General features: G+C 72.6%; 12 protein-coding genes. 5 read left to right on the forward strand and 7 right to left on the reverse strand.

Going from position 1 to position 15,325, the window contains the following annotated elements:
• Positions 1-1,186, reverse strand: a 1,186-nt coding sequence (locus O3X23_RS11475) for a DUF6777 domain-containing protein (RefSeq protein ID WP_269271195.1), incomplete at its 3' end; no start/stop codon positions are given.
• Positions 1,187-1,325: 139 nt separating this feature from the next.
• Here O3X23_RS11475 and O3X23_RS11480 point away from each other — a divergent pair.
• Positions 1,326-2,624 (forward strand): streptophobe family protein, encoded by a 1,299-nt coding sequence (locus tag O3X23_RS11480; protein WP_269271196.1) that lies wholly within the window; start codon positions 1,326-1,328, stop codon positions 2,622-2,624.
• Positions 2,625-2,653: 29 nt separating this feature from the next.
• On the opposite strand, the gene O3X23_RS11485 is transcribed toward O3X23_RS11480, so the two are convergent.
• The 3 genes from O3X23_RS11485 to O3X23_RS11495 form a co-directional block, all read right to left on the reverse strand.
• Positions 2,654-3,703: a serine/threonine-protein kinase gene (locus O3X23_RS11485; RefSeq protein ID WP_269271197.1), complete on the reverse strand. Its 1,050-nt coding sequence runs from the start codon at positions 3,701-3,703 to the stop codon at positions 2,654-2,656.
• Positions 3,700-4,416: a hypothetical protein gene (locus O3X23_RS11490; protein ID WP_443047825.1), complete on the reverse strand. Its 717-nt coding sequence runs from the start codon at positions 4,414-4,416 to the stop codon at positions 3,700-3,702. The genes O3X23_RS11485 and O3X23_RS11490 overlap by 4 nt, the downstream gene beginning before the upstream one ends.
• A gap of 84 nt (positions 4,417-4,500) precedes the next feature.
• A complete protein-coding gene (locus O3X23_RS11495) occupies positions 4,501-6,852 on the reverse strand; it encodes an ABC transporter ATP-binding protein/permease (RefSeq protein ID WP_269271198.1) in 2,352 nt (783 codons plus the stop codon).
• 196 nt (positions 6,853-7,048) lie between these two features.
• On the opposite strand from O3X23_RS11495, the gene O3X23_RS11500 reads away from it, so the two are divergent.
• Both O3X23_RS11500 and O3X23_RS11505 read left to right on the forward strand, forming a co-directional pair.
• Positions 7,049-9,694 carry an AfsR/SARP family transcriptional regulator gene (locus O3X23_RS11500; protein WP_269271199.1) on the forward strand — a complete coding sequence of 882 codons (2,646 nt, stop codon included), beginning with the start codon at positions 7,049-7,051 and terminating at the stop codon, positions 9,692-9,694.
• Positions 9,695-9,784: 90 nt separating this feature from the next.
• Positions 9,785-10,462 (forward strand): DUF4232 domain-containing protein, encoded by a 678-nt coding sequence (locus O3X23_RS11505; RefSeq protein WP_269271200.1) that lies wholly within the window; start codon positions 9,785-9,787, stop codon positions 10,460-10,462.
• A gap of 12 nt (positions 10,463-10,474) precedes the next feature.
• On the opposite strand, the gene O3X23_RS11510 is transcribed toward O3X23_RS11505, so the two are convergent.
• On the reverse strand, positions 10,475-11,056 hold the full coding sequence (locus O3X23_RS11510) for a Uma2 family endonuclease (protein ID WP_269271201.1): 582 nt from the start codon (positions 11,054-11,056) through the stop codon (positions 10,475-10,477).
• A gap of 179 nt (positions 11,057-11,235) precedes the next feature.
• Here O3X23_RS11510 and O3X23_RS11515 point away from each other — a divergent pair, with 179 nt between their 5' ends.
• Positions 11,236-12,021 (forward strand): SDR family oxidoreductase, encoded by a 786-nt coding sequence (locus tag O3X23_RS11515; RefSeq protein ID WP_269271202.1) that lies wholly within the window; start codon positions 11,236-11,238, stop codon positions 12,019-12,021.
• Positions 12,022-12,033: 12 nt separating this feature from the next.
• Here O3X23_RS11515 and O3X23_RS11520 read toward each other — a convergent pair whose 3' ends face one another.
• Both O3X23_RS11520 and O3X23_RS11525 read right to left on the reverse strand, forming a co-directional pair.
• Positions 12,034-12,549, reverse strand: a complete 516-nt coding sequence (locus O3X23_RS11520) for an ATP-binding protein (RefSeq protein ID WP_269271203.1) — start codon at positions 12,547-12,549, stop codon at positions 12,034-12,036.
• A gap of 331 nt (positions 12,550-12,880) precedes the next feature.
• Positions 12,881-14,233, reverse strand: a complete 1,353-nt coding sequence (locus O3X23_RS11525; RefSeq protein WP_269271204.1) for a glycoside hydrolase family 18 protein — start codon at positions 14,231-14,233, stop codon at positions 12,881-12,883.
• 156 nt (positions 14,234-14,389) lie between these two features.
• On the opposite strand from O3X23_RS11525, the gene O3X23_RS11530 reads away from it, so the two are divergent.
• A complete protein-coding gene (locus O3X23_RS11530) occupies positions 14,390-15,280 on the forward strand; it encodes a DUF4190 domain-containing protein (protein ID WP_269271205.1) in 891 nt (296 codons plus the stop codon).
• Positions 15,281-15,325 lie beyond the last annotated feature (45 nt).

Below are 15,325 nucleotides of genomic sequence, written 5' to 3' on the forward strand. Positions count from 1 at the left end.
ATGTGGTGGGGGGTGTGGTGGTGGGGGCCGGGGGTGTTGTGGTGGGCGCTGTGGTCGTCGTCGAGTGTGTGGGGGTCGGGGTCGGCGACGTGGAGTGGGTGGTCGAGGGGTGCGGCGACGGGGTGGACGAGTGCGTGGTGGGGGCGCTGGTCGGGGGCTTCGTCAGGGTGTCCGTGGCGCCCGTCTCGCCCCTCGGGCGGTTGAACCACTCTTCTTTCTGCGCGTCGTAGAGGACGAAGACGTCGACGTCCTCCGACGCGTCCTCCACGGTCACGACCTTGGACGAGTCGTACGAAGGCCATGCCTGGCCCGTCGTCTGCGCGGACTGCGCGGGTGCCGTCGGCGGCTGGAGCGGGTTGCCGCAGGCGCAGCGCACGCGCGGCTCGCCGTGGTCGCCGACCAGGACGGCGGTGCCGGCCTGCAGCACCGACTGGAAGGCGGTGGCCTTGCCGTTCTTGAAGCCGTGGTTGGTGACGCTGATGTCCGTGCGCAGCTGTACCGGCGTCAGGGAGCGTAGGTAGGCGGGGATCTCGGACGGCTCGATGCCTTGGACGCCGGCGAAGGCCTGGGCCTTCGCCGAGTCTCCCGTCAGGAAGTCGATCTGCTGTTCGACATCGCAGCTCGCTGATTTGAACGTGCCGCCGTACAGGCCGGGCGACGAGCCCGGCGCGGTGCTGCCGTCCGCGTCGCTGGAGAGCCCGCTGGGCAGCGGGCTCGGGGAGGCGGGCTCGGAGGAGTCCTTCGCCGTGGACTGGGTGAACGGGTCGGGGCCCGTGGCGCCCGCCGGCTGGAGGAGCACCTCGGTGCCCGGACTGGCGGAACCGCCGCTCGTGACGTCGGACTTCTTGTCGTCCGGCCGGGTGAGGAAGACGACCAGGGCCACGGCCGCGACCAGGACGAGCGCGATGAGGGCGACCCGGGGCGCGGACCGCCACCAGGGCCGGTGGTCGTCCGGGCCGCCGGGGTGCGCCCCGCTCCCGTCGTCGCCCCCGCCGCCGCCTCCTCCGCCTCCGCCGCCCCGGTCCTCGCCGCTGCCGTCCCCGGGGCCGCCCGGCGTGCCGCCCTGGCCCGACGGGGTGGGGGACTGCTGGGGCATGGCCTGCGTCGGGTCCGACGGGCGCGGGGTGGCGAGGGGGCCCGACGGCGGTCCGGTCGGGTGGCTGTCGGGGGGCGGGGCAGATGTCACGAGTCCCTCTTCCAGCGCGCGGATCGTCCGCCGCAATGAGAAATTTGCCCGGTAATCATCGCTTTCGGGTCCATTGTGTGTTCGGGTGCACTGTCGCCCGCAAGTTCTGCAGAGCCTCCGTTCTCCGGCAGGAGCCAGCGTGAGTCAGCCGCGAAGCCCCGTTCCCCCCGCCCTGCGGGCCTGGGGGGAGGCCCTTGCCACCGTTGTGGCGGGGACCGCCGTCATGCTCGTCGTGGCCGCACTCGGCCTCTGGGCCGCGGGCGCGGGCGGCCTGCCCGGGGGTGCGTTCCCCCGGGTGGTCGTGGCCGTGGTCGTCATGGCGGTCGGCGGCTCGGTCGCCCTCTCCGGCGACGCCGGGTTCATCGCCCAGACGGGCGCCGCCATCGACGTCATCCCGCTGTCGGTGACGCTGGCCGGCTCCCTCGTGACCGCGGCCGTCTTCCTGCGGCCGCTGCGCGAAAGAGCGGTGACCGACGTGCGGGAACTGCTCGGCCGCGTCGCCCGGACGGCCGTGCTCTGGCTGCTGCTGCTCGTGCTGCTCGCCGTCGCCGCCCGTCACACCTTCACCATCCCGGTCGGCAGCGGCATCGAGCAGGACCTCGGCGAGGCGCTCGGCGCGACGCCCCGGATCGGGTTCCGCACGGACGTTCCGCCCACCCTCGGATTCGGCCTCCTGTGGGTGCTGGCCGTGCTCGCGCTCGCCTTCCTCGTCTCCCGGAAGGCGCCACTGCCCTCCCGGCTGCTGCACTTCCAGAACTCCGTCCGGCCGCCCGCCTTCGCGATGCTGCTGGTACTGCTCGGCTATGTCGTGATCGGCCTGATCGCCGGGCTGGTCGTCCTGGTCACGCAGGGCCATCCGGCTGAGACCCTCGCCGTCCTGCTCCTCGGACTGCCGAACCTGGTCTGGATCGCGCTGGGCGTCGGCATGGGCGGAACGTGGGAGGGCCACGTGGACCAGGCCATCGGGCTGCCCATGCCGCACGTGCTCGACGAGGTGCTGCGCAACCGGGGCGCGGACCGGACCCTCGACGTGAGCTCGATCGCGCAGTACGACGGCCGGGCCTGGCTCCTGGTGGCCGTGGCCGCCGTGGCGCTGCTCACCGCCGCCTTCGTCGCGGCGGTGCGTTCCCCGGTCCGGACGCCGGCGTGGCGGCACGCCCTGGAGATGGCCGCGGCCGCGGCCGTCTCGCTGCTCATCGTCGGACTGACCACGCGGATCTCCGCGCGCTACGGCCTGTCGCTGATCGGCATCGGAGACCTCGGCGGCGGTCTGGGCGGCGAGGTCTCCCTGGAACCGCGCCTCTTCCTGCTGGTCGCGGTGGCGGCGCTGTGGGGGCTGGTCACCGGGTACCTCGGCAGCCTGCTCGCCCGGCGCGTACGCCACCGGCCGGGCGACGTACGGGACGCGGACTCGCGGCCCCAGGACGGCGGAAGGTGAGCGTCAGCCCGTACGGCCGGCCGTGAGCGTCAGCTCGGGCGGGCCGGGAACACCGGCGCGGCCCAGTTCGGCGGGGGCGGGGGAGCCGCGGTCCGCTGCCGCGACCCGTCCGTACCCGCGCCCGTGCCCGTACCCGCACCGCTGCCCGGGCCGGGGCTCACCCGGGTGGCGGCATGCTCGGCCGGCGGACTCCCCGCCATACCCGGCCGGCCGCTCCGGCCGGCGGTCCGCAGCGCCGTGACGAACCCCCGGCACGTCTCGTAACGGTTGTCGGGAGCCTTCGCCAGGGCCTTGCCCAACACCGCGTCGACGGCCTGCGGCAGGCCGCGGCGCACCGCGGACAGGGCCGGCGGCGAATCGTACTGGTGAGCCCAGAGCAGGGCCATGTCGTCGTCGCGCCGGAACGGCGGCGCCCCGGTCAGCATCTCGAAGACGACACAGGCCAGGCTGTAGACATCGCACCGGCCGTCCACCGGCCGCCCCGAGATCTGCTCGGGCGCCACGTAGTCCAGCGTTCCCACGAACTGCCCGACGCTGGTGAAGCCCGTCAGCGACAGTGACTTCTTCGTCAGGCCGAAGTCGGTCAGGTAGGCGTGCTCCGGACGATCGCTGTCGGTCCCCTCGGCCAACAGGATGTTGCCGGGCTTGACGTCCCGGTGCACGAGGTCGTGCGCGTGCGCGGCGTCCAGCGCCGAGGCGACCTGGAGGGCCACCCGGCAGGTCGCCTCGAGGGTCAGCGTCCCCTCACGGTCGAGCAGGGCCCGCAGGTCACTGCCCTCGACGTAGCGCATGGCGATGTAGAGAACGCCGTCCTTCTCACCGGCCTCGAAGATCGGCACGATGTGCGGGTGGTCGATGGCCGCCGCCACCCGCGACTCATGGGCGAACCGCTTGCGGAAGTTGTCGTTGCGGGCGAGTTCGGGGGCCAGCACCTTCACGGCCACGGTCCGGCCGAGCCGCAGGTCCCGCGCCCGGTAGACGACGGCCATGCCGCCGCGGCCGATCTCGTCCTCCAGTTGGTACTCCGCGATCCGGTGGCCGCGCAGTCCGGAGTCGGGCGACGGCTCCCGGCTGCTCACCGGGGCTCACCGAACCGCGTCGGCGGGTGCTCCGCCGGAGGGACGACGCGGGTCTTCCCGGCGACGGGCGTCTCGTCGACGGACCGGGGCGCGTCGCCGGCCTCGGGCCCATCGACGACGCGGGTCTCACCGGCGCCGGCGACCGCCCCACCGACCGCCTCACCGGGCGGAACGGGCGGATCCTCGGGCGGAACCTCCGGGGCCGCCCCGTCGCCACCTCCCGCCGACGGCCGCTGCGCGGCGGCGAACGTCCGCAGCGACACCCCGTCGCAGTAGCACCACCGCTCGTGCCGCGCGTCGTAGAGCCAGACCGCCTCGCCGTCCACGACGACGCCGACCCGCATGCCCCGCGTGCGCTCCCGGAACTCCTCGCCGTCCAGTTGCCCGGCGGCCAGTTCCTCCACCAGCCGCCGGTAGCGGCCCACCTCGGCCTCGACGGTGGCCAGCAGCGGCCGGGGATCGGCGGTCCGGGCGGACGGCTGCCCGGCGGCGGGCGGTCCGTGCGGGACGGACAGCAGCAGCCGGCCGTCCACCCACGCCGACCACCCGTTGGAGCACAGCGCCAGCGCCCAGTCCCCGCGGCGGTCGACGACCTGGACCGGCAGCAGCGGGTCGAGCGGGCCGCTCGGCTGCGTCGCGTCCGGTGCCGACCACGTCATCAGGCCTTCCGGCGGGACGACATGGGTGGGGAGGAAGTCGGGAGCGACGGTCACGGGCAGCTCCTCCGAGCCGAAGTGCGGATGAGTCGGGCGAGGTGGGCACGGGTGAGGTGGGCGCGGGCCAGGTGGGCGCGGGCGCTACTTCCGCATGATCGCGGGTTCGTGGCGCCGCAGCAGCCTGGCGACCAGGAACCCCAGTACGGCCGAGAGCACGACCAGCATGCCCATGTTCAGCAGCCAGACCCCGGCCGAGTGCTGGAACAGCGGATCCGAGGTGAGTTCCTGCGGCACGATCCGGTGCAGGCCGACGGTTCCCGCCATGGCGCCCAGTGCCCATCGGGAGGGCACCAGCCACGACAGCTGCTCCAGTCCGGGTACGCCGTTCAGCTTGAGCAGCGCACCGCAGAACACGACCTGCACGATCGCGAGGAGGACCAGCAGCGGCATGGTGACCTCCTCCTTCCGCACGAGCGCGGACACGAACAGGCCCAGCATCATGGCGGTGAAGGCCAGCAGTGCCACGGCGAGGGTGATCTCGATGAGCGGTGGCAGGAACACCCCTTTGCCGTCGGGGGCGTTCAGGTCCACGCCGAACAGCCCGACCATGGTGAGCACCACGGCCTGCACCACGGTGATCACCCCGAGCACCACCACCTTGGACATCAGATACGCGGACCGGGAGAGCCCGACCGCCCGTTCCCGCTGGTAGATCACCCGTTCCTTGACGAGCTCGCGCACGGCGTTGGCGGCGCCGGTCAGCACGGCGCCGACGCAGAGGATCAGCAGCCCGTTCAGCGCCGTCTCCTGGGTGAGCTTGCTGCCGGCCAGGGCGTGCGCCATCGCCCCCATCACGAACGGGAGGGCCACCATGATGATCAGGAACGTCCGGTCGGCCGTCAGCGCCGCCGTGTACCGCCGGACGAGGGTGCGCAGTTGCGCGCCCCAGCTCTGCGGCTTCGGCGGGGCGACGGGGACCCGCGCGGGGCCGGGGATGTGCTGGGGCTGCCGGGACTCCGTCGAGATGTACCGCCGGTGCAGCGGCGACGCGCGGTACTGGCCCGACCAGTCGCGATCCCCGTCGTTCTCGAACGCCTCGAAGGCCTCCGGCCACTGTGCGAACCCGAAGTACTCCAGCGCGTCGTCCGGCGGACCGTAGTAGGCGATCTTCCCGCCCGGCGCGAGCACCAGCAGCCGGTCGCAGACGTCCAGGCTCAGCACGCTGTGGGTGACCACGATGACGGTGCGGCCGTCGTCCGCCAGGCCGCGCAGCATGTGCATCACCGAACGGTCCATGCCCGGGTCGAGACCGGAGGTCGGCTCGTCGAGGAAGAGCAGGGACGGTTTGGTCAGCAGTTCCAGGGCCACGCTCACCCGCTTGCGCTGCCCGCCGGAGAGGCTGTGGATGGGCTGGCCGGCCCGCTCGACGAGTCCCAGCTCGCGGATGACCTCGTCGACGCGGGCCCGGCGCTCCGCCTTGGCGGTGTCCTCGGGGAAGCGCAGTTCCGCCGCGTAGCCGAGGGCCCGCCGCACGGTCAGCTGCGAGTGCAGGATGTCGTCCTGCGGTACGAGGCCGATCCGCTGGCGCAGTTCGGCGTAGTCCCGGTACAGGTCACGGCCGTCGTAGAGGACGGTGCCCTCGTCCGCGGGGCGCTGCCCGGTCAGCGCGTTGAGCAGCGTCGACTTGCCCGCGCCGCTCGGGCCGACCACGGCGAGCAGGCATTTCTCGCCGACCGGGAAGGAGACGCCGTCCAGCAGCGTCCGGCGGCCCTTGTCGATCCGTACCGCCAGGTCCTGCACGTCCAGCGAGACCTCGCCGGTGTCGACGAACTCCTGCAGTTCGTCACCGACGAGGCAGAAGGCGGAGTGGCCGATGCCGACGATGTCTCCGGGGATCATCGGGGCGCGGCTCACCGGCTGGCCGTTGAGGTAGGTGCCGTTGTGGCTGCCCAGGTCGACGATCTCGTAGCCGTCGGGCCCCGCCCGCAGCTCGGCGTGCCGGCGCGACACCACCAGCTCGTCGACGATCAGGTCGTTGTCGGGTTCGCGGCCGATCCGCACCGTACGGGCCGCGGAGGGCAGCGGCCGCACGGAACTCGGCCGGCGGAAGGTGCTGGTGGCGGCGGGATGCGAGACGGCCGACGGCCGCCGGACCTCCGTCGGGGGCGCCGCCCTCGACCTGCTGAGGACCGCGCGCGGCCCGTCGTCCGCGTCGCCGAACCGGATCACGCTGCCGGGGCCGACGGAGGAGTGCCGCACCCGCCGGCCGTCGGCGTACGTGCCGTTGGTGCTTCTGTCGTCGTCGAGCGTCCAGTGGTCGGCGTCGGGCCGCAGGACCGCGTGGTGCCAGGAGACGCGGTCGTCGCTGAGCACGACATCGCTCAGTGGATCGCGTCCGATGCGGTAGGACCTGCTCGGTTCCATCACCAGGATGTCGCCGTCCGCTTCGACGACGAGCTCCGGCGGGATGGGAGTGACCGGTCGGTCTTCCATGGCCCAATTTTATGGCGGTGGGCCGGGCCCCGCGCGTCGGGCGCCCGTCCCGGCCCCGGCCAAGGATTTCCGGCCGGTGACCGCGCTGATCACCGACGGGTCAGTGGTCTGCCGCCGGCTGAGGCGTGGTGCCGGGAAGCGAATACCGCTGCGTATCCTCGGATGCCGGAGCGATGCGGATCATGGAGGTGTTCAGGTGGAGTTCCGGCTGCTCGGATCCGTTGCTGTGGTGACGGAGAACGGGGACGTGGCGCTGGGGCCCGCCAAGCGCTCCAGCCTGCTGGCGATGATGCTGCTGCGGCCCAACACCCCGGTCAACGTCGGTCGGCTCATCGACGCCCTCTGGGAGGACGAGCCGCCCGCCCACGCCAAGACCGTCCTGCAAGGGCATGTCTCCCGGCTGCGCGCGGTGCTGGCCGAGCACGGCGCGGCCGCCTACGGGATCGAGCTCACCACCCACGGGACGGCGTACACGCTGCAGCTGCCGGAGTCCCTGGTGGACGCGCATCGCTTCGAAGAACTCGTCGCGCTCGCGGGGGTGCAGCGCCGGCCCGCCGACACCGTGCGCATGCTGCGCGAGGCGCTCTCCTTCTGGCAGGGGCCCGCACTCACCGGAACTGTGCAGAGCAGGCCGCTGGAGGCGGCTGCCGGCGGCCTGGAGGAGCGGCGGCTGGCCTCGGTGGAGGCGCTCGCCCACGCGTACGGGCAGCTCGGCGAGCACGGCCGGGCCGCCGCCGTGCTCCGCACCGAAGCCGTCGCGCACCCGCTGCGGGAGACCCTGGCGGCCGCGCTGATGCTGGCGCTGGGCCGCTCGGGGCGCCAGTCGGACGCGATCGGCTGGTACCACCGCACCCGGCGGCTGCTCGCCGAAGAGCTCGGGGTCGACCCCGGCGAGGCGCTCGGCGAGGCGTACGCGACGCTCCTGCGCTCCGCGGAACCCACCCCGGCACAGCGGCCCGCCCCGCAGGCCCCGGTCGCGATCCCCGAGCAACTGCCCCGGCAGCCACGCGGATTCACCGGGCGGGACGATGAACTGGCCGCGCTCGCCCGGGCCGCCGTCGCCGGCGACGCGCCCGTCTGCCTCGTCACCGGGCCCGCGGGCGTCGGGACGACCGCCTTCGCCGTGCACTGGGCGTACGACCGTCGCGCCGACTTCCCGGACGGCCGGCTCTTCGCCGACCTGCGCGGCTTCAGTGACACCCCGGCGCCGGAAGCCGGCTCCGTCCTGCGGGAGTTCCTGCTGGCGCTCGGCACCCCGGCGCAGCGCATGCCGGAGACCGCCGACGCGATGGGAGCCCTCTTCCGCTCCCTCACCGCGGACAGCCGGCTCCTCGTGGTCCTCGACAACGCACGCTCGTCCGAGCAGGTCAGGCCGCTGCTTCCCGGTGGGGACCGCTGCACGACGCTGGTCACCAGCCGTGACCGGCTCGGCGGCCTCATCGCCTCCGACGCGGCCCGTCCCGTCCCCCTCGGGCTCCTTCCGCCCGCCGACTCGGTGGCGCTGCTCCGCAGCGTGCTGGGCGCGGAGCGGGTCGCCGCGGAACCCGAGGCCGCCGCGCGGCTGGCCGGACTCTGCGACGGGCTGCCGCTCGCCCTGCGGGTGACGGGCGCCCGCCTGGCCGAGCGGCCGCAGTGGACGCTCGACGCGATGGTCGGCGAACTCGCCGACGAGCAGGGCTGTCTGGCCCTCCTGAACATCGAGGACACCGGCGTCTCGGCCGCCCTGCGCCTGACGATGCAGCAGCTGCCCGAGCCCGCCGCCCGGCTGTTCCGCGCGATCGGCCTGCACACGGGTTCCGACCTGGACCGTTTCGCGGCGGCCGCACTCGCCGGGACGTCCCCCGCGCAGGCCTCCGCCGACCTGGACCGCCTCGCCGCGGCCCATCTCCTCACCGAGTCCGTCCCCGGGCGCTGGGCGCCGCACGATCTGGTGCGCCTCTACGCCCGCCATCTCGCCCCGCAGGCGGACCCGCAGGGGCTGCGCCGCCTCCTCGACCACTACCTCTACACGGGGCTCGCGGCGGACGCCGCCGCCGAACCCGGCTCCCAGCCCTGCTACGCGCTGCCCCGCGACTTCCTGCGGCCCCCGGCCACCAGGGAGTTCGAGGACCGCGCGGCGGCGCTGGCCTGGTACGAGGCGGAGCGGCCGGCCCTGGAGGGCGCGGTCGCGGCGGCCGCCGCCCTGGGCCTGCACGACCGGGCCTGGCGGCTCGCGCTCGCGCAGTGGCCGCTGATGCTGTGGCGGATCAGGGACGGCTGGGTGCCGCTCCTCCAGGCCGGGCTCGCCTCCGCGGAACACGAGGGCGACCTCGACGCGCAGGCGCGGGTGCGGGCGCTGCTCGGGTGGGTGCTGCACGAGGAGGGGCGTGACGCCGAGGCCCTCGTCCATCTGGCGCAGGCGCCCGACCTGGCCGCACGGGCGGGCGACGGGATCAGCGAGGCGATCGCCTACGCGAACCTCGGGGTGGTCGTGGACTCCACCGGCGACCACGCGCGGGCGGAGGCGCTGATGACCCACGCGGTCTCGCTCGCCGCGCGCACCGGCCATCCCCCCACCCAGGTGCTGACCCTCCAGCACCTCGCCCGGCACTGCCTCGCGACGGAGGCGTACGGGGCGGCGCTCGCGCACGCGCTGTCGGCGGCGGAACTGGTCTCCCCCGACGCGGTGGTCGTGCGGGCCCAGCTGCAGATCGTCCGCGCCGAGGCGCTGACCGCGCTCGGGCGGCCCGAGGAGGCCGCTGACCAGCTGAAAGGCGCGGCGGCGACCGCCGAAGCGGTCGGCTTCACGGAGGGCTCGGAACGGGCCGAGGAGCTGCTCGCGCGGCTGTCAGCGGATCGTTAGCGGTACGTAAGCGCGACGGCAGCGCTCCCCCGGAAGGTTGTATCCAGCACCGAATGTGTGCGCCGAACATTCACTACGGGGAGATCCACCGTGCGTATCCACCGCAAGAACACCATCGCCGCCGCTGTCGTCGTCGCCACCCTCTCGCTCGGACTGACCGCCTGCGGCGGCGGCGACACCGACGCGGCGAAGTCCACCGGCGGCCCGAGCGCGTCGCAGACCCCCTCGGGCGCGGCGTCGACGCCGGCGGCGGGCACCAAGGTGGCGGAGCCGGCGGCATCCAAGGGCAAGACGTCCACCTCGGGCGGCGGCAGCGGCTCGACGGACACCACGAAGGTCCCCGCCTGCGGCTACAAGGATGTGAAGATCACGATGACGAAGGCGGACGAGACGCCCACCGAGCACATCGTCCTGACCGCCAAGAACACGTCCGGCCGCAGCTGCCGCCTCATCCAGTACCCGTTGATCGCCTTCGGCGACATCCAGACCGCCAAGGACATCCCGGCCGTCGCCAAGAGCAAGCCGGCGGCCCCCATCGTCCTGAAGTCCGGCGAACCGGCGTACGCGAACGTCCGCGTCGGCCTGGGCGGCGCGCACGAGAACAACAAGGTCGTCACCAGCTTCAACGTCAACCTCTTCGCCACCGACGGCGCCGCCGAGGGCAGCGTCGTCGTCACCGCCCCCTCGGGCGGCCTCTCGGTCGACGAGTCCGCCGCGAAGACCGGCTACTGGACCTACGAACTCCGCAACGGCGCCGACGAGTTCTGAGTCCGCCGACGCTCAGACGTGGCGGGACGGAACGAGCTTCTGCAGGTCGAGGCTGATCTCGAAGGGCACCGGCCGCCGCAGCGACGCGCGGAAGATGCCGGCCGGCGCGTAGGACCGGGTCGGCTCGTCGAGCTCGTAGACATGCACGACGGGCGCCCCGTCCTCGTCCTCGATGCACCAGTAGTGCGGGATGCCGGCCTCGGCGTACTTGCGGAGTTTGACCGTACGGTCCCGGTGGGCGGACTCGGGGGAGACGACCTCGATGACGAGCTGGACGTCATCGGGCGCGTACCAGGTGCGGTCGGGGTTATACGGCACATTGGTCACGACAAGGTCCGGTTCGGGCCGGTTCCGTGCGTCGAGCCTTATGGTCATCTCCCGGTCGACCTCGCTGCCGTCGGGCGCCTGTGCTGTGAGCGCTACGGTCAGGGCAGTAACGAGGCGGCCGTGCCAGGACCGCTGCGGGGACATCATGAAAACGAGGGCTCCATCGATCAGCTCGGTGTGGCGCGGCGCGTCCGGGAGGTGGTCGAGGTCCTCTGCGAACCATCCCTCGGGGCGGGGCGGGAGCATCCAGTCGGGCAGAGCGGTCATGGGTCAACCGTAGCTACCCGCGCGGAACCGGGCCACGAGGTCGCCGAGTGCGCAGCCTGGAAGGGTGTGCGTTCGCAAATGCGTGCGATCTGTTCGAGCGCACAGCGCGGGTGCTCTCGCGGGCGCCCCGGCGGCCGTATGTGACCGGATTCGACGTCTGATTTCCGCCGGATGTGGCGGTGGTGGTGGCGGAGGATCAAGCCATGTCATCTCGCTTTGAATCCAAGGTAATTGTCGTCACCGGGGGAAATTCCGGAATGGGGAAGGCGGTCGCGGAACGCGTCGCGTTGGAGGGGGCCGCTGTGGTGATCGCCGCGCGGCGGAAGGACGTGGGGGAGGAAGTCGCCGCCGGGATACGGGCCGCGGGTGGGCGGGCGGTGTTCGTGGGGGCTGATGTCACCGTGGAGGACGACGCCGCCCGGGTGGTGGAGGTCGCGGTCGCGGAATTCGGGCGGCTGGACGGCGCTTTCAACAATGTGGGCGGCGTGAACGCGTTCGGTTCCGTGCAGACCGTGGCGGCGGACAGTTGGCGGGCCGATATCGAGCACAATTTGTCGAGCGTGTTCTACGGGCTGAAATACCAGATTCCGGCAATTGTCGCGGCGGGCGGCGGCGCGATCGTCAACAACGCGTCCAACCTCGGCGTCGTGGGAATGGCCGGCGTCTCGCCGTACGTGGCGGCGAAGCACGGGGTCGTCGGGCTGACGCGGGCGGTGGCGCTGGAGACCGCCGAGCAGGGGGTGCGGGTCAACGCGCTGGTCACCGGGGGAGTGGACACTCCGCTGTTCCGGGCCACGATGGGCGCCACACCGGAGGGGGCGGCGGCGATCGCCGCGATGCACCCGGTGGGGCGGATCGCGCTGCCCGAGGAGATCGCCGCGTTCACCGCGTTCCTGCTGAGTGACGAGGCGGCGTTCATCACCGGTGCCGCACTGGCGGTGGACGGCGGGTTCACGGCCCGCTGAGCCCCGGGGGCGTCACGGCCGCAGGGTCAGTTCGAACCAGAGGGTGCGACCCGCCGGGCCGCCCGTGATGCCCCAGGCCGCGGCGAGGACCTGGACGAGGCCGAGGCCGCGTCCACCCTCGCCGCTGCCGTTCAGCACCCGCGGGACCTCGCGGCTGCCCTGGTCGTGGACGGCGACGCGCAGGGTGTCGGCGGCGAAGCCCAGCTCCACGGTGAAGCCGCCGAGCAGATCCCCCGACCGGGTGTGCATGATCGCGTTGCTCGCCAGCTCACTCACCAGGAGCACGGCGTCGTCGACGACGTGGCGGTAGGCCGGGTCCGCGAGGAGCCGGGTGACGTAGCGGCGGGCCGTGGAGACCTGGGCCGGAGTCCCGGGGAAGGTCCGGAAGGCCGTACCCGGCAGGACGGGAGCCGGGCCGGGGGCAGTGGGGACGACGGCGGGAGCCGGGACCGGGACTGCCGGGGCCGTCAAGGAGGGGCCGGCGCCCGGCAGCGCGTCCTGCCCGAATGCGCCTGGTTGCCGCTTCATGAGAGGTCCGCCGGTCGGCCGTCGCGCCAGCCGACCGGATCCGGGATCCGCTCGCCGAGCGCGCTCGGTTCCTGAGGGAATTCGGCAGGGAATTCGGCCAGATCCCAGGATCCGGGACGATGGGCGGCCTGCACCGCTCCGTTGTTCCCGGGCTGGACAGGCGCGCCCCCCGACCCGGAGAGCGCTGGGAGAGCTGTCATTAACTCAACGTAACGCAGCGTGTACCGGACGCGAGCGAAATCGCCGACAGGCTTGACGCAGATCATTGGTTGTTATAAAAGGCAACCCGTCTGCGGGCGGGGGCGCGACGGGCGGCGGAAACGCCGTCGGATCAGCGGTGGCCGAGGCCGCGGTCGATGGCCGTGATCAGTTCACCGTCGGCCGTGTCGCCGTCCAGGGACCAGATCATGGCGCCGCCCAGTCCATGGGCGCGGATCCAGGACGTCTTCGCCTTGAGGACCTGGGGATCGTCGTAGGTCCAGAAGTTGGTGCCGTCGTAGAGCCACGCGAAGCCATTGCGGTTGTCGCGGTACACCTGGTAGGTGCCGGACGCGGCAAGGGCCTTGAGGGCGTGGTAGTCCTCGTTGCCCGGCTGCCAGGTGGCGGGAGCGGGACCGGTGGACGGTTGGTAGAGGCCGTGCGTGCCGCCGTCGGGCACGCCCGTCCAGCCCTGGCCGTAGAAGGGCACACCGAGGACGAGCTGCCGGGCGGGCGCGCCGCGCTTCAGCCAGTCCCCGACGGCCTGCGCGTCGCTGAACTCGTGGGGAACGGGGGAGTTCCGCGGAGTGGTGAGCGCCGACTGCTGGTTGGTGGTGGCCTCGTAGGGGCCGTGGAAGTCGTACCCCTGGACGGTGCCGAAGTCCAGGTAGTTGAAGATCCTGCGGGCCTCGAAGCCGGCGTCGATCTTCGCCGGGGCGGCCGGGAGGAACGCCGACAGGTCGTAGTGCCGGTGCGTCCGGTGGCCGTACGCGTCGAGCTGGCGGCGGAACTCGGCGGCGAGCGCCGTGAAGTTCTTCTTGTCCTCGGGGCGGTAGACGGTGCCGGCGTCGCCCGCGGAGCCCGGCCACTCCCAGTCGATGTCGATGCCGTCGAACACGCCCGCGGCGGACCCGGGGCCGCCCTTGCCGTCGAGCAGCGGCAGGTTGCCCTTGATGAAGAGGTCGATGCAGGACGTGACGAGGGCGCTTCGCGAGGCGGGCGTGAGCGCCGCGTCGGAGAAGTGGTCGGACCAGCCCCAGCCGCCGATCGAGATCATCGTCTTGAGCCGCGGGTTGGCCTTCTTGAGCTCGCGCAGCTGGTTGAAGTTGCCCGCCAGCGGCTGCTCCGCGGTGTCGGCGGTGCCGTCCACGGAGCTCGCGGCGTCGAGCGGCCGCTGGTAGTCGGCCCAGGCGTCGCCCTCTCCGGGAACGTTCGCCTCGAAGCACTTGCCGTCGGTTCCGATGTTGGCGAAGGCGTAGTTGAGATGCGTCAGTTTGGCGGCGGTGCCGCTGGTCTGCAGGTTCTTGACCTGGTAGTTGCGCCCGTAGACGCCCCACTGGGTGAAGTAGCCGACCCGCTTGTACTCGGGTCCTTGGTGGTGCTCGGGCTGGTGCGCGCTGGCCGAGGTGGTGAGCGCGGGCAGCCCCACCACGAGGGAGAGGGAGCAGGCGGCGACGGCCAGCCTGCCGATGATTCTTCGACGCATGGGGCTCTTTCCTGTGCGTGAGCCGGGAATGTAAGCCGTGCTGTGCGGGAGCGCGTGCCGGGAAAAAAAGAGATGTGCAGAACAGGAAAGTATTGGCCTAGACCAATGCGGTCAAGGGGGTGCGGCGAGGTTCTGGGGAGTCCGTAGGATCCCCGGGTGGACATACCCCCGCCCCAACCCCCGCCCCCGCCTACGCCCCAGCCCCCGTCGGACGACCAGCCGTCGGCCGCCTCGGGCCTCCCGTCGGACCCGCGGCCCCACGCCGGGCCGCAGCCCCAGGCCGGACAGCAAGGCCCGTTCGGGCAGGCTCCGTTCGGCCAGGCCCCGTACGGTCAGCCGCCGTTCCCGCCGCAGGACGCGTACGGGCAGGGGCCGCAGGGTCCGTATCCGCCGCCGTACCAGCAGTACTGGTACCCGCCGCCGCCCGCGCCGTCGATGAACGGCATGGCCATCGCCTCCTTCGTGCTGGCGGTGAGCTGTGTCCCCGTGCTCGGCGTGGTGTTCGGAATCGTCGCGCTCGCCCAGATCCGCAAGCGCGGGCAGCAGGGCAAGGCGCTGGCCATCGCCGGGGTCTCGGTCTCCGGCGTCGCGACGCTCTTCCTCGCGGTGATGATCACCCTGGGGGTGACCGGCGCGCTGGACAACGGCACGCGCACCGACGACCTGCGCACGGGCCAGTGCTTCAACCTGCACGGCGATCCGCTCAGCGAATCCAGCGGGGAGTCCAAGGGCGTCGACGTGGTGCCGTGCGCCGAGGAGCACGACGCGGAGACGTTCGGCGTCACCTCCCTCTCGCACGCGTCCTCGGAGTACCCCGGCGACAGTGCGGCCGAGACGATGGCCGACAGCCAGTGCCGCGTGCTCGCGGAGGACTACCTCAAGGACTCCGACCGGTCGATCGATCTGCTCGACATCTACTACTCGCTGCCGCGCGAGAGCGGCTGGTCCAGGGGCGACCGCAGGGTGACCTGCTTCTTCGGTGACGGCGGCCGGAAGATGACCGGCTCGGTCAAGTCGTCCCCGGGCGACCCCGGAGCCAGCGCGTAAGGCTCTGGGTATGGCTTGCGGTCGCCACCCAGGGTTGTCAAGCTG

The sequence above is a fragment of the Streptomyces sp. H39-S7 genome, assembly GCF_027158205.1.
In the GTDB taxonomy this organism is placed as follows: Bacteria; Actinomycetota; Actinomycetes; order Streptomycetales; family Streptomycetaceae; genus Actinacidiphila.

Coding starts and splice junctions, on each gene's coding strand:
- O3X23_RS11495 (WP_269271198.1), bottom strand. CDS start 6,852: ATGGAAGACCGACCGGTCACTCCCATCCCGCCGGAGCTCGTCGTCGAA.
- O3X23_RS11510 (WP_269271201.1), bottom strand. CDS start 11,056: ATGACCGCTCTGCCCGACTGGATGCTCCCGCCCCGCCCCGAGGGATGG.
- O3X23_RS11520 (WP_269271203.1), bottom strand. CDS start 12,549: ATGAAGCGGCAACCAGGCGCATTCGGGCAGGACGCGCTGCCGGGCGCC.
- O3X23_RS11525 (WP_269271204.1), bottom strand. CDS start 14,233: ATGCGTCGAAGAATCATCGGCAGGCTGGCCGTCGCCGCCTGCTCCCTC.